The following is a 14,233-nucleotide window of genomic DNA, read 5'->3' as shown; positions in this document are numbered from 1 at the left end:
GGGGATGGCCTTTCAGTGCTGGTGGGCGGGGACACCGGTGGCCCCCGCCATGGTCGCGGGCACGATCCTGAAGTCCCGTTCGAAGACCAGGTTGTGGAGGTCGGCGGCGGCGATGACGCGCAGTGTGGGCAGTTCGGCGGCGGCCTGCGCGTCGTCGAAGACGTTCAGCGGCCACTCGGAGACCGTCGCCCCGCGCAGGTGCGGGTGGTGGAAGGAGGCGCCGTAGTGCGCGTAGAGGGTCACCGGCGGGATGTCGGCGGCCGACTGCTCGTCCCACCACAGGGTCCAGGCGTGGAAGAGGCTGCCGTCGTCGGCTCGTTGGACCCCGCCGCCGTCCACCACGCCCTGCCCGAGGAGCAGTTCGTCATTGAGCTCGCCCAGCGCCTGGCGGGCGTACGGGTCCAGGAGTCGCACGGCGGTGCGGAAGTGCTCCTCCTTGTCCGGGCGGGTCACGGCGCCGCCGTGGATGCCGTCGCGCAGGTCGGCGAAGTGCCGGAGCAGGGCGTCGAGGTTGGGGACGTCGGGGGTCATGTCAGCTCCTTGAGAGGTGAAGGACGGGATGCGGGAGGGGGGAGGAGGGGGGAGGGGGGGAGGAGGAAAGGGCCGGGCGGCCTCAGACGCCGGCGGTGTCCGGTGAGACGAGCTGGTGCAGGGCCACTCCCAGCCAGCCGCGCAGGGAGACCGTCGCGTGCCCGCCCGTGGCCCGGCCGGGCTGCAGGAACGCCCCGTGGCCCGTCTGCCGGAACTCCCGCAGGGCCACCTCCACTCCGGCCGCCCGCAGCAGCCGCCCGTAGCGGTGCACGTCGTCACCGACGGGGTCGAGGTCGCCGGTGGCCATCACGGCCGGCGCGACTCCGCGCAGGTCGGAGGCTTCGAAGGGGGTGCTGTAGAGCCGCGTGCCGTCCGCGGCCGCGGGCCGGCCCGGCTGCCGGTAGTCCTGCCAGGCCGCCGCCAGGTACGAGGCCGTGGGGAACATGTCGGGGAAGCGGTGGTAGGAGGCGGCGGTGCAGCCGGGGTCCAGCGGCGGATAGGCGAGGATCTGGGCGGCCAGGGGAAGGGCGCGGTCGCGGCAGGCGAGCGCGGCGCAGGCGGCCAGGGTGGCTCCCGCACTGTCTCCGCCGACCGCGACGGGTGCGGTTCCCCCGGCCCGCTCCCGGACCCAGTCGAGCGCCGACAGTACGTCCTCGACCATGGCCGGGTGGCGTGCGCCGGGGGCCAGCCGGTAGTCGACGCTCACGACGGCGAAGCCGGAGGACTGGGCGAGTTCGGCGGTCGCGCCGTGCCAGTCCTGGGCGGATCCGGCGCGCCAGCTGCCGCCGTGGGCCCACACCAGCCAGCCCTGCGGGGCTGATGCGCCCGGCCGGTACACCCGGGCGGGGACCGGGCCGGACGGGGAGGGGATCTGGGCCTGCTCCCAGCGGACCGCGACACGGCTGTTTCCGGCGTCCGAGTGGGTGGGTGTTGCCATCGGGGTTCCTTCCCTCCGTGCCTGAGGCCAACGTTCGCTGCCACGGCAGGGCTGTCACAAGGCGGAGTTGCCTTAGTTGCCGGGCTGCTGCTTGTTGCGGAGGAAGAGGGCGGTGGTGAGGGTCCCGAGGACCACGATCGCGGTGTTCACGATCACCGCCGTCGTGATACCGGCGTGGATGTCCGTGTTCGCCGCGGCGATCGCCGACATGATCGGCGTACCCATCGTGATACCGATCTGCTGGGTCATCGTCGCCAGACCGGTGGCCATGCCCTGCTCGTGGTCCGGCAGACCCGTCGTCGCCGTCACCATGAACCCGACGATCACCAGCATGTTGCCGACACCACCCGCGAACGTCGCCACCAGCAACAGCCACATCGACGAAGACGTCTCACCCAGAGCGACCAGACTCAGCGTCGCCACCGCCTGCAGCACACCACCGACGATCAGCGTCGTGCGGGTACTCGTCGCACCGATCACCCGCGGAGCGATCGAACCACCGATCACCGTGCCGATACCCAGCACACCGAACGACAGCCCCGCCGTCAGCGGCGAAAAGTCCAGCACCTCCTGCAGATACAGGGTCATCAGGAAGACCAGGCTGGTCTCCGTCAGGAACGCGATCAGACCCGCGATATTGCCCCACGCAACCGTCTTCTTCTTCAACACCGACACCGGCACCAGAGGAGCAGCACTCTTCGACTCGATCGCATAGAACACCACCAGCAGCACCACACCCGCCGTCAGCCAGCCCAGCGCCGAACCCGAACCCGAACCCCAACCATGCTCACCCGCCTGCGTCAACCCGTAGATCAGCGCGAGCAGACCCAGCGTCACCGCCGTCGCACCCGGCAGATCCAGCTTCGGACGCACCGACGGACGAGACTCCTTGATCACCGCAGGAGCGATGAACAACACGACGAGCGCCACCGGCACATTGATGAAGAACGCCCACCGCCACGACAGCAGATCCGTCAGAACACCACCCAGAATCGCGCCCGTCGTGAACCCGGCCGACATCAGCGCACCGTTCAGACCCAGCGCCTTCTGCCGCAACGGCCCCTCAGGGAACGACGTGGTGAGCAGAGACAGACCAGCCGGCGTCACCGCCGCAGTCGCCAGGCCCTGAAAGACGCGGGCGATCAGCAGCATCTCCGGGCTGGTCGCCAGACCACCCGCCAGCGACGACAGACCCAGCACCGCCAGACCCACCAGGAACAACCGACGACGCCCGAACAGATCCGCCACCCGCCCGAACAACAGCGTGAAACCCGCAGCACACAGAGCGAACGACGTCGCGATCCACTGCAGATTCGACAACGAGAAACCAAGCCCGTCACCGATCACCGGCAACGCCACGTTCAGAATCGAGAAATCAACCGCCAGCATGAACTGCGCCACCAGCAGCACCACCAACACCAACTTCAGGCGCCCGTCCAAACGGACCGGACCCTCCCCCGTCCCCGTATCAACACGCGCACCCTCGACAACCGACATCGCGACACTTCCTCTCGATCACGCAACGAGCTGTTGCGTCATCGACTCTGGACCGGTCGGAGAGGGTTACCCAGCCCCCTGGTTGTGCTGGCGCCGGGCAAGCTAGCACTGCCAGGGCCACCTTCACGGGCGGCGTTCGGCGCCCTCCCCCGGCACACTGGAACGCATGGACACACCCACAGCCCTGGGCGAATTCCTCCGCACCCGTCGCGCCCAGCTCCAGCCCGAGGACGTCGGTCTCCCCTCGCACGGCACCCGCCGTCGCGTACCGGGGCTGCGGCGCGAGGAGCTCGCCCTGCTGGCCGGCGTGAGCATCACGTACTACACGCACCTGGAGCAGGGGCAGAGCACGAACGCCTCGGACAGCGTTCTCGACGCCCTGGCCCGCGCCCTGCGCCTGTCTCCGGACGAGCACGCGCACCTGCTCAACCTCGCCCGTCCGCCGCGTGCCAAGCGGGCCCAGTCGCCCCGGCCCGAGTACGCCCGGGACACCACGCGCCGGCTGATCGGCGCGATGCCGCAGGTGCCCGCCGTGGTCCTGGACGGCCGCAACAACGTGCTCGCGTGGAATCCGCTGGGCCATGCCCTGCTCGCCGGGCACCTCGACTTCGCGAGCCCCGAGGATCCGGCGGTACGCCCCAACCTCACGCGGATGCTGTTCCTCGATCCGCACACCCGGGAGCTCTACACGGACTGGAAGGGCGAGGCCCGGGTCGCCCTGGCAGCGCTGCGCCTGGTCGCCGGGCGCAATCCCGAGGACCGCGCGCTCGCCGAGCTCATCGGGTCGCTCATGCTGCAGAGCCCCGACTTCGCCTCGCTGTGGTCCAAGCACCCCGTACGGGACTGCACCGTCGGCACCAAGACCCTGCACCACCCGGTCGTGGGCCCGCTGACCCTCGACTTCGAGAACCTGCACCTCACCGACGGCACCAACCACCGGATGCTGCTCTACAGCGCCCCCGAGTCCTCCCCCTCCGACGCGGCCCTGCGCATGCTGTCGAGCCTGACGGCCGGTTCCACCGCCCCGGGCCTGGGAACGCCGAAGCCCGCGTCGGCGGATGCCGACGCGGACGGGGGGCGGTAGGGCGGCGGGTCAGTCCCGGGCGGACGCGGTGACCGGGGTCCGGTCCCCGGAAGGCTCGCGGGCCGGGGCCGGGGCAGGGACGGACGGCGTACGGGGCCTGGCGCGGCCGAAGCGGCGCATGGCGGGCATCTCGACGAAGCGGTAGAGGAGCCAGCCGCCGAGCAGCGACGCGGCGAAGAAGCCGGCGATCACGAGGAGGGCGACCGGGACGCTGTAGGTGTTCTCACCCAGCAGCGAGCGGAGGTAGAAGATCGTGACGCCCTGGACGAGGTAGAACCCGAAGGACACCTCGCCGAGCCAGACCATGGGCCGGCTGCGCAGGAAGGTGGCGCGGCCCTCCACGTCGGCGGTGGCGGTGGCCCCGATGAGCGCGGCGACCGGGATGACGGTGGCGACGACGAAGCCGTACTGGAAGGGTGCGACGAGGGCGGCGGCGTAGCCGAGCACGGTCAGGGCCAGGGAGACGCCGAAGCCGACGCGCCGCGGCCAGAGGCCGGCGAGGACGACGCGGGCGAGCAGGATGCCGAGGGCGAACTCGAAGACGCGGCCGACGGGGAGCAGGTAGCCGAACCAGAACTGCAGGTCGGAGACGGGGGTGATGGCCGACTTCGGGGTGTCGGGGACGACGTAGGTCGAGACCAGCTGGACGGCGGCCATGCCGACGATCATGAGGGCGCTCCACACCCACAGGGCCGCGCCCTTGATCTTGCGGATCGGGACGATCAGCAGCGGGAAGAGCACGTAGAAGAGCAGTTCGCTGCCGAGCGACCAGCTCGGCGGGTTCACGCTCAGGTTGACGCTGGCCTGGGGGAACCAGGTGTGGATCAGGAGCAGGTTCGGCAGCCAGTCCGCCACGCTGGTGACCGCGGCGCCGGCGAAGAGGATCATCGCGGCGGCGAAGACGACGATGTGGTTGGGGAAGATCTTCAGGAGTCTTCGGCGCAGGAAGGCGGTGACGCGTTCGCCGGGCCGGGAGGCCCAGGCCAGCACGAAGCCGGAGAGCACGAAGAAGAAGGAGACGCCGAGGTAGCCGGCCTTGCTGAAGGCCGTGGAGAACCCGTCGGCGATCGTGGCGTCGGCGAAGGGGTTGATCGGGGCGTTCGGCGGGATCGGGGAGTCCGTCAAGGACGAGTGGAAGAGGAAGACGAGGAGTGCGGCGAAGAAGCGCAGGCCGGTGAGGGAGGGCAGCTTCGCCCGCTTCGCGGCTTCGGAGGGCGTCGAGGTGGCCACAGGAATCGCTCTTTCGGAAGAGGTTCGTCGGGGACAGCCGTCGGGACCGTGCTGCGCCGTGCGCGGTGTGCACGGTCCCGGTGGCGCGAAGGGGCGTACGGGACTGCCCGGTGGACCTGGGCCTACTGCTCGATCTGGTTGCGGTAGACCATGAGCTTGGCGTCCTTGGCCACGTAGTAGTTCTGCACGGAGTAGGCGATGGTGGCGAAGTCCAGGCGGCCGTCCCCGTTGAAGTCGGCGGTGGCGATGCGGGCGACGGACTCCTCGGAGACGCGCCACTTGGCCCAGACACCGTTGGCCGCGTCGATCGCCTTGTAGTACATGACGCCCTGCCACGGCCACGGGCCGCGCAGTGCGACGAGGAACTCCTCGTCCCCGTCGCCGTCGAAGTCGGCGCAGACGATCTGGTGGCCGGGGCCCTCGCCGTTCTCGTTGGGGTCTCCGTACACGTCCAGCAGGACGCGGTTCCAGCCCTCGCCGTCCGCGGCCTTGGTGTAGACGGCCACGGTGTTGCCGTGGAAGGGCTCGATGGCGGCGACGTAAGCCATCGGGTCGTCGCCGAGCCGGCCCGCGTTGAGGTCGCCGCTGCCGCGGAAGCCGGTCTGCTCGAACTGCGTGAGCTCGCCCGTGCCGATGAGCTCGCGGACCCACTCCCGGCGGTTCTCGTCGAACCAGAGCCAGGTGACGCCCTCGTCAGAGGCCAGGAGGAGCGATTCGAGGTCGGAGCCGGGGATCAGGCCCTGCTTCTTCTCGGCGCCGTGGATCATCCGGAAGTGGCTGTCGTCGATGACGGTCATCGGCCACTCCTCGGCCGTGTGCACGTCGTCGGGCTGGGTGAACAGCACGACCGGCAGGACGGCGTGGACGTCTTCCTTGGCGACGATCGGCAGGCCGATGATCTGGAGCCGGTCGGTGCGGGTGAAGTGGCCGGCGCGCAGGCGGTGCATGCCGGTGGCGCGGCCGATGTAGTGCCGCTTCCAGCGCGACTCGTCCTTGTCGGGGGTGCCCGGGTTCTCCAGCCAGTCGATCTTGCCGCCCTCGGTGTTGGCGTCGTGGATCGTGCCGATCGGGCCGTAGAGGTCGTAGCAGACGATGACGTCGGGGTGGCCGTTGCCGCTGACGTCGGCGAAGTCGGCGCCCACGGGCATCTTGATCCGGTCGGCTATGAGCCGGCGGGTCCAGTCGCCGTCGTTGGCGTACCAGTAGATCTCGCCGAGGCGCAGCCCGTAGCCGAACAGGTCGGGCTTGCCGTCTCCGTCGATGTCGGGCGCCTCCAGCCAGTAGCCGTCGCGGAGCTGGTCGGCGACCACCTCGGCGGTGAACTTCGGGGCGCGCAGGACGGTCTCGTCGTTCTTGCCGGTGGTGGTCATCAGTGGTTCTCCTGGGAGCGTGCGAGGCGGACGGCGCGGGGGACGGGGTGGTACTCGATGGCGAGCCAGATGCAGTCGGTGTCGGCCTTGTACTGGTGGAAGGGGTAGTGGTAGGTGCACTGCGGGCCGGTGGCGCAGAAGGGGTCCTGGGTGGTGTAGCCGGGGCTCATCAGGACGTCCTGGTAGAGGGAGGCCTGGTCGTGGTTGCGGAAGCGCTGCATCCGGCCGAGGCCGTGGACCTGGGTGTGGACCTCGATGAAGTCGTGCTGGTTGTGGATGAAGCAGTTGGTCCCGGCCGGCGCGAACCAGAGGTTGGCGCGGACGGTGAACTCCCGCTGGACCATCGCGGTCTCGCGCTCCCCCAGCACGTGCGCCGGGTCGAAGACCACCGTGGTGATCTCGTCCTGGGGGCTCCGGTAGAGCGGGGTCTCGCGGGGGAAGTCCCCGTCGGGGCCGAGCAGGTCGGCCAGGTGGGCCCAGCCGGGTGCCTCGGCGACGCCGGACACCTCGCCGCCCTCTTCGGCGGGGCGCAGCAGGAGCAGCGCGTCGGCCTTCTCGATGCGGGCGTCGGCGAGCACCGTGGAGGAGAGCGGGGGGATGGCCTTGCGGAGGTCCTCGGCGACGACCACGGGGGTGTTGCCGGGGTTGACCACGATGGTGCGGCCTTCGACGGTGTAGTCCACGGCGTCGCGCACGAGGTCGGCCCTCAGGTACGGGGTGCTGAAGTTCAGCGGGCGTTCGATGGCGGACGGGGTGGCGGTCATGCGGGCTTCCTCTCGGTCAGGTGCGGGCGAAGGCGGCCGTACGGGCGAGCTCGACGCTGAGCTCGTCGGCGGCGCTGTCGGGGACGAAGGGCTCGGGGGCGGGCCCCAGGCCGAAGAAGTGGGCGAGCGCGGCGACCGTGCGGGCGGTGGCCTGTCCGTCGCCGTACGGGTTGGCGGCGTTGGCCATCCGCTCGTACGCTGCCCGGTCGCGCAGGAGCTCCAGGGTGCGGGCGACGATGCCCTCGGTGGCCGTTCCGACGAGGCGGGCGGTGCCGGCGACGATGGCCTCGGACCGCTCGGTCACGTCGCCGAGGACCAGGGTGGGCTTGCCGAGCGCGGGGCCCTCCTCCTGGCTGCCGCTGCTGTCCGAGACGATGAGGTCGGCGCGGGCCATGAGCTTGCAGAAGCTGAGGTAGGGCAGCGGGTCGACAATGGTGATGTGCGGGTGGCCGCCGATGTGCGGGAGGAGCGCCTCGCGGACCACGGGGTTGCGGTGTAGCGGGACGACGACGCGCACGCCGGGCTCGTCGGCGATGCGGGCCAGGGCCTGCCCGATCTGCGGCAGGTGCGGCCAGGCCTCGCGGCGGTGCGCGGAGGCCAGGACGATCCGGCTCGGGTCGGTGTCGAGGTCGGCCAGGGCCGGGTCGCCGTAGCTGTCGGCCCGGCCGCAGGCCCAGCGCAGGGCGTCGATGACGGTGTTGCCGGTGACGGTGACCGTGCCGGCGTCGATGCCCTCGCGCAGCAGGTTCGCCAGGTTTCCGGGGGTGGGTGCCAGGTGCAGGGCGGCGACCTGGGCGACGAGCCGTCTGTTGCCCTCCTCGGGGAAGGGCGAGCCGAGCACGCCGCTGCGCAGTCCGGCCTCGACGTGGACGACGGGGATCCGCTGGTGGAATCCGGCCAGGGCTCCGGTGAGGGTGGTGGCGGTGTCGCCGTGGACCAGGACGGCGTCGGCGGGGGCAGTGGCGAAGTAGTCGTCCAGGCCGCGCAGGGACCGGTAGGTGACCTGGGAGAGGGTCTGCTTGGGGGCCATCACGTTCAGGTCGACGTCGGCGGTGAGGCCGAAGGCGTCGAGGGTCTCGTCCAGCATCTGGCGGTGCTGCCCGGTGGAGATCACGACGGGCTCGAAGCGCGGGTCGTCCTGGAGGGCGCGGATGACGGGCGCGAACTTGATGGCCTCCGGCCGGGTGCCGAGGACTACGGCGACGGAACGCATGGCTTCCTCTTCTTTCTGACGCGTTGGGAATCGAGCCGTGGCATGACGCAGAGGGGCGCGGCACGGCGGTGCCGCAGACCTGTTCGACGGGTGGTGGCCAGGGGATCGGATCTCGCTGCGAGGGGCTTTTCAGCTGCCCTCTTCCGGCCAAGAGACAGCTTTCCCGGAGCCGGCCGGGGAGTCAACGAACGCCCGCGGCCACTCGAACGGTTGAGCGGGAACGTCAGAAGCCCCGCACTCCGGAGACCGGAGTACGGGGCTTCTGACCAGCGGGAACGCGAGGAGTGTCAGCCTCGGGCGGGCTTGATGGACATGGAGTGGCGGAAGAAGTCGGACGGGTCGTACCGCCTCTTCACCTGCTGCAGGCGCGGGTAGTTGTCCTTGTAGTAGAGCGTCTGCCACGGGACGCCGGACCGGTTGCGGCGCGGATCGGTCACGTCACGGTCGGGGTAGTTGATGTAGCAGCCGTCGGTGCTGTCGTCGATCAGGGGCACGCCGCCGGTCGCCGAGAAGAAGTCCTCGTACAGGCCGCGCAGCCAGCCCAGGTAGAACTCGTCCTCGCTCTCCTCCTGCCAGAAGGTCTGGAAGCACATCTTGAAGATGGATGACCGCTGCGCGTTGGCCGTCGCGTCGGGCGCCGCGGCGTTGACCTGGCCGCCGAAGGAGAACAGCACCAGCATGGTGTCCGGATTCTTGAAGTCCGGCCGGCTCATGTACCGGTAGAGCGCCGCGATCTGATGATCCGTGAAGTTCTTTCGCATGTACGCCGACTTGTGCGCGCCGCGTGAGGTGGGATTGGTGATGGTCGGGTTGTTGGTGCCGACCAGTCGCGTCGCCTGGAGCCAGGGCAGGGTTCTGGGCTCCGCGAACTGCGGCATGGCGGGCAGTTCGCCGGTGGCGCGGGTGAGTGCCTTCGGGGTCACCCCGGTGCCGGCCGTGATCGCCGCCAGGTAGTCGTCGAGCAGTCTTCTCGCGTGCGGCACCGTGGCGTCGACCTGGGTGAACATGCCCACGCTGCCGTGCGCCTTGGAGCTGACGTTGAACAGGCTGGACAGGTGGCGGTACGGGGAATCGGGCGCGCTGTTCGCGGCGTGCCAGGCGCCGAAGTTCTTGAGCAGCCGGGTGAACTTCGCCTCCGTCAGCTGCTCCCAGGGGAAGTCGACGGCGCTCACCAGAACCGTCGACGGCGGGGAGATGAGCTGCTCGGAGGGTTCGGAGCCCTTCGCGCCCGGGGAACGGAACCAGTAGCGGGTCACGAGGCCGAAGTTGCCGCCGCCCCCGCCGGTGTGCGCCCACCACAGCTCGCGGTTCGGATCGTTCTTCTCCCGGGTCGCCACGACCGTGCGTACGCCGCCCTTCCCGTCCGTCACGACGACCTCCACGGCGTAGAGGTGGTCGACGACCAGGCCGTGGGCGCGTGAGAGCAGGCCGTAGCCGCCGCCCGCTATGTGGCCGCCGGCTCCGACGCTGTAGCAGATGCCGCCGGGGACGGTGACGCCCCAGCCCTTGTAGAGGGCCTCGTACACGTTGATCAGACGGGCGCCGGCCTCGACGACGAACGCCCGGAACTTCGGGTCGTACCCGACGTGCGTCATCTCCGAGAAGTCGATGATGACCTCGGTGTCGGGGTGCGCGGCGAAGTCGGCGAAGCAGTGGCCGCCGCTGCGTACCGAGACCCGCTTGCCCGCGCGGACGGCGTCTCTCAGGGCGCGTTCGGCGTCCGCGGTGGAGCGGACCATCTTGATGTAGTCCGGGCGGGCCACGAAGCGCTGGTTGTTGCCGGTGGTCAGCATCTCGTAGCGGGGGTCGCCCGGCCGTACGACGGATCCGGCTCCGGCGGCCGCGCCGGGAGCTCCGGAGGCGGCGGGGGCCGTGGCGGCGGCCGCGGGGCCGGCCAGTGCGCCGGCCACCGCAGCGCCTCCGACGACGGCGGCGCTGCGGGTGAGCATGGTCCGGCGATCGACACCGTTCATGTGCGTCTACCTCGACTTCTCTTCGACGATGGAGTGGGTGCCGTACCCGGCACCGGCGGAGGGGTGCTGTGCGGATGGCTCAGGTGCGGAGTGGTTCGGCGGGGAGCTCTGCCGACGGCAGCGGGCGCGGCCCGCGGCCCCTGCGCTCGAGCCGGCCGGAGAGCGCCGCGGTGCCCAGACCGGCGGCGGCGAGACCGGCGCCGATCCAGGTCGGCGCGGTCCATCCGAGGCCGTGGGCGACGGCGAGACCGCCGAGCCAGGCCCCGAGGGCGTTGCCGAGGTTGAAGGCCGCGATGTTCGCCGCGGAGGCGAGGGCCGGGGCTCCGGCGGCCTGCTGCATCACGCGGGCCTGCAGCGGAGGCACCGTCGCGAAGCCGATCGCCCCGAAGGCGGCCAGGGTGATCGCGGCGGGCAGTGCGGCTTGCGAGGTGAAGGTGAAGACCACCAGCACCAGGGAGAGGCAGCCCAGGATGAGGTACAGGCTGGGCATCAGCGCCCGGTCGGCGGCCCGGCCGCCGAGCACGTTGCCGACGCACAGTCCGACACCGAAGAGGACGAGGAGCCAGGCGACCGCGCCGTCGGAGAAGCCGGCCAGTTCCGTCATCATCGGCGCGAGATAGGTGAAGGAGGCGAAGACGCCGCCGAAGCCGAGCACGGTCGTCGTCAGCGCCAGCCACACCTGGGGCTTGCGGAAGACGGCGAGTTCGCCGCGCAGCGCCCCGGGCGCCGGCGCCGGCTGCGCCGGGACCAGGGTGACGAGGCCCAGCAGGCCGACGATCCCGATGCCGGTGACCGCCCAGAAGGTGGAGCGCCAGCCGAACTCCTGGCCCAGGAAGGTGCCCAGCGGTACGCCGAGTACGTTGGCCAGGGTGAGCCCGGTGAACATCAGGGCGATGGCGCTGGCCCGCCGGTCCGGTGCCACCAGGTCGGCGGCGACGACGGACCCGATCCCGAAGAAGGCGCCGTGGGTCAGGGCGGCGATCAGCCGTCCGCCCATGAGAGCGGTGTAGTCGCCGGCGAGGGCGCAGAGCAGGTTGCCCGCGATGAAGACGGCCATGAGCACGGCGAGCATGGTCTTGCGCGGCAGGCGGGCGCCGGCCGCGGTCATCAGCGGTGCGCCGACCACCACGCCGAGGGCGTAGCCGGTGACCAGCATGCCCGCGGAGGGGATGGACACGGACAGGTCGTCGGCGACCTCCGGGAGCAGGCCGACGATGACGAACTCGGTGGTCCCGATGCCGAAGGCACCGATGGCGAGGGCGAGGAGGGAAGCACGCATCGGCCCGGTCAGATCTGCCGCAGGGCGCCGCCGTCGACGCTCCACTCGGCGCCGGTGACCTGGGTTGCGAGGGGCGACAGCAGGTACGCGACGACGCCCGCGACATCGTCGGGCGTACCGATGCGGCCGCTCGGCAGCGCGCGCACCACGCGGATGAAGTGCTCGACGGCCTCGTCGGCCGGGAGGCCGAACCGCTCCCCGAGCTGCTCGGCGAAGCCGCCGGGCGCGTCGAAGAGCGCCGTCCGGGTGGGCCCCGGCGAGACCACGTTGGAGCGCACGCCGCGTACGCCGAACTCCGCGGCGAGGGACTTGGAGACGGACAGCAGCGCCGTCTTGGAGGCGGCGTAGTCGACGATGCCCGGGTCGGGGAAGCGAGCGGCCTCGCTGGCGACGTGCACGAGGGAGCCCGCTCCCGTCTCCAGGAGCGCGGGCAGGGCCGCTCGGGTCATGCGGACCGCGGAGTGGAAGTTGACGTCGAAGGTGCTCCTCCACTGCTCGTCGGTCACCTCGAGGAAGCCGGTACGGGATTCCAGCGCGCCCGCGTTGTTGACGAGACCGTCGAGCCGGCCGTGGCGCTCGATCACGGTGTCGGCCACGTACCGGGCCGCGGTGGGGTCGGTGAGGTCGGCGGCGACGGTGCTGACCCGGTCGCCGAGGGCTTCGGTGTTCCACGGCTTGCGGGCGACGCCGACGACGGTGGCGCCTTCGGCGGCCAGCAGCCGGACGGTCGCCGCGCCGATTCCGGACGACGCGCCGGTGACGAGGTACACGCGGTCTTCGATACGGAGGTCCATCACGTTCCTTGGGAAGAGGAGACCTTGGCGAGAAAAGGGGGAGGCGGCCCCGGCACGGCGGGGGTGGGGTGCCGGGGCCGCCTCCTCGGGGGGAACCCTGAGCCGCGGGGGCTCAGGCGGAGGCGAGGTCCTTCGCCGCCTTGTTGCGGAGGAAGAGGGCGGTGGTGAGGGTCCCGAGGACCACGATCGCGGTGTTCACGATCACCGCGGTCGTGATACCGGCGTGGATGTCCGTGTTCGCCGCCGCGATCGCCGACATGATCGGCGTACCCATCGTGATACCGATCTGCTGGGTCATCGTCGCCAGACCGGTGGCCATGCCCTGCTCGTGGTCCGGCAGACCCGTCGTCGCGGTGACCATGAACCCGACGATCACCAGCATGTTGCCGACACCACCCGCGAACGTCGCCACCAGCAACAGCCACATCGACGAAGACGTCTCACCCAGAGCGACCAGACTCAGCGTCGCCACCGCCTGCAGCACACCACCGACGATCAGCGTCGTGCGGGTACTCGTCGCACCGATCACCCGCGGAGCGATCGAACCACCGATCACCGTGCCGATACCCAGCACACCGAACGACAGCCCCGCCGTCAGCGGCGAAAAGTCCAGCACCTCCTGCAGATACAGGGTCATCAGGAAGACCAGGCTGGTCTCCGTCAGGAACGCGATCAGACCCGCGATATTGCCCCACGCAACCGTCTTCTTCTTCAACACCGACACCGGCACCAGAGGAGCAGCACTCTTCGACTCGATCGCATAGAACACCACCAGCAGCACCACACCCGCCGTCAGCCAGCCCAGCGCCGAACCCGAACCCCAACCATGCTCACCCGCCTGCGTCAACCCGTAGATCAGCGCGAGCAGACCCAGCGTCACCGCCGTCGCACCCGGCAGATCCAGCTTCGGACGCACCGACGGACGAGACTCCTTGATCACCGCAGGAGCGATGAACAACACGACGAGCGCCACCGGCACATTGATGAAGAACGCCCACCGCCACGACAGCAGATCCGTCAGAACACCACCCAAAATCGCGCCCGTCGTGAACCCGGCCGACATCAGCGCACCGTTCAGACCCAGCGCCTTCTGCCGCAACGGCCCCTCAGGGAACGACGTGGTGAGCAGAGACAGACCAGCCGGCGTCACCGCCGCAGTCGCCAGCCCCTGAAAGACGCGGGCGATCAGCAGCATCTCCGGGCTGGTCGCCAGACCACCCGCCAGCGACGACAGACCCAGCACCGCCAGACCCACCAGGAACAACCGACGACGCCCGAACAGATCCGCCACCCGCCCGAACAACAGCGTGAAACCCGCAGCACACAGAGCGAACGACGTCGCGATCCACTGCAGATTCGACAACGAGAAACCAAGCCCGTCACCGATCACCGGCAACGCCACGTTCAGAATCGAGAAATCAACCGCCAGCATGAACTGCGCCACCAGCAGCACCACCAACACCAACTTCAGACGCCCGTCCAAACGGACCGGACCCTCCCCCGTCCCCGTATCAACACGCGCACCCTCGACAACCGACATCGCCATACATCCTTTCCATCA

General features: G+C 70.2%; 12 protein-coding genes. 1 reads left to right on the top strand and 11 read right to left on the bottom strand.

Annotated features, from left to right (window positions below):
• Window positions 1–12: 12 nt before the first annotated feature.
• From RIU97_RS34090 to RIU97_RS34080, 3 genes are all read right to left on the bottom strand, one after another.
• On the bottom strand, window positions 13–531 hold the full coding sequence (locus RIU97_RS34090; RefSeq protein WP_404961349.1) for a hypothetical protein: 519 nt from the start codon (window positions 529–531) through the stop codon (window positions 13–15).
• Between the two features lie 82 nt (window positions 532–613).
• Window positions 614–1,468: an alpha/beta hydrolase gene (locus tag RIU97_RS34085; RefSeq protein WP_404961348.1), complete on the bottom strand. Its 855-nt coding sequence runs from the start codon at window positions 1,466–1,468 to the stop codon at window positions 614–616.
• Window positions 1,469–1,540: 72 nt separating this feature from the next.
• Window positions 1,541–2,965 carry an MFS transporter gene (locus tag RIU97_RS34080; RefSeq protein WP_404961347.1) on the bottom strand — a complete coding sequence of 475 codons (1,425 nt, stop codon included), beginning with the start codon at window positions 2,963–2,965 and terminating at the stop codon, window positions 1,541–1,543.
• Window positions 2,966–3,131: 166 nt separating this feature from the next.
• Here RIU97_RS34080 and RIU97_RS34075 point away from each other — a divergent pair, with 166 nt between their 5' ends.
• The gene (locus tag RIU97_RS34075) at window positions 3,132–4,049 is read left to right on the top strand and encodes a helix-turn-helix domain-containing protein (protein WP_404961346.1); all 918 of its coding nucleotides are present in this window, start codon (window positions 3,132–3,134) and stop codon (window positions 4,047–4,049) included.
• Between the two features lie 9 nt (window positions 4,050–4,058).
• Here RIU97_RS34075 and RIU97_RS34070 read toward each other — a convergent pair whose 3' ends face one another.
• From RIU97_RS34070 to RIU97_RS34035, 8 genes are all read right to left on the bottom strand, one after another.
• Window positions 4,059–5,279: an acyltransferase family protein gene (locus RIU97_RS34070; protein WP_404961345.1), complete on the bottom strand. Its 1,221-nt coding sequence runs from the start codon at window positions 5,277–5,279 to the stop codon at window positions 4,059–4,061.
• 122 nt (window positions 5,280–5,401) lie between these two features.
• The gene (locus RIU97_RS34065) at window positions 5,402–6,649 is read right to left on the bottom strand and encodes an FG-GAP repeat domain-containing protein (RefSeq protein ID WP_404961344.1); all 1,248 of its coding nucleotides are present in this window, start codon (window positions 6,647–6,649) and stop codon (window positions 5,402–5,404) included.
• Window positions 6,649–7,413 carry a hypothetical protein gene (locus tag RIU97_RS34060; protein WP_319727995.1) on the bottom strand — a complete coding sequence of 255 codons (765 nt, stop codon included), beginning with the start codon at window positions 7,411–7,413 and terminating at the stop codon, window positions 6,649–6,651. The genes RIU97_RS34065 and RIU97_RS34060 overlap by 1 nt, the downstream gene beginning before the upstream one ends.
• A gap of 16 nt (window positions 7,414–7,429) precedes the next feature.
• Window positions 7,430–8,626 (bottom strand): non-hydrolyzing UDP-N-acetylglucosamine 2-epimerase, encoded by a 1,197-nt coding sequence (gene wecB / locus RIU97_RS34055; RefSeq protein WP_404961343.1) that lies wholly within the window; start codon window positions 8,624–8,626, stop codon window positions 7,430–7,432.
• 287 nt (window positions 8,627–8,913) lie between these two features.
• Complete coding sequence (locus tag RIU97_RS34050) at window positions 8,914–10,599, bottom strand: FAD-dependent oxidoreductase (RefSeq protein ID WP_404961342.1); 1,686 nt, start codon at window positions 10,597–10,599, stop codon at window positions 8,914–8,916.
• 79 nt (window positions 10,600–10,678) lie between these two features.
• A complete protein-coding gene (locus RIU97_RS34045; protein ID WP_404961341.1) occupies window positions 10,679–11,878 on the bottom strand; it encodes an MFS transporter in 1,200 nt (399 codons plus the stop codon).
• An 8-nt stretch (window positions 11,879–11,886) separates the two neighbouring features.
• Complete coding sequence (locus tag RIU97_RS34040; protein WP_404961340.1) at window positions 11,887–12,672, bottom strand: SDR family NAD(P)-dependent oxidoreductase; 786 nt, start codon at window positions 12,670–12,672, stop codon at window positions 11,887–11,889.
• 112 nt (window positions 12,673–12,784) lie between these two features.
• The gene (locus tag RIU97_RS34035; protein WP_404961339.1) at window positions 12,785–14,218 is read right to left on the bottom strand and encodes an MFS transporter; all 1,434 of its coding nucleotides are present in this window, start codon (window positions 14,216–14,218) and stop codon (window positions 12,785–12,787) included.
• Window positions 14,219–14,233: the final 15 nt, after the last annotated feature.

The sequence above is a fragment of the Streptomyces sp. 147326 genome (assembly GCF_045000215.1).
Classification (GTDB): domain Bacteria; phylum Actinomycetota; class Actinomycetes; order Streptomycetales; family Streptomycetaceae; genus Streptomyces.
The sequence above is the reverse complement of the archived record's forward strand: the minus strand, read 5'-3'. Positions and strand labels throughout refer to the sequence as shown.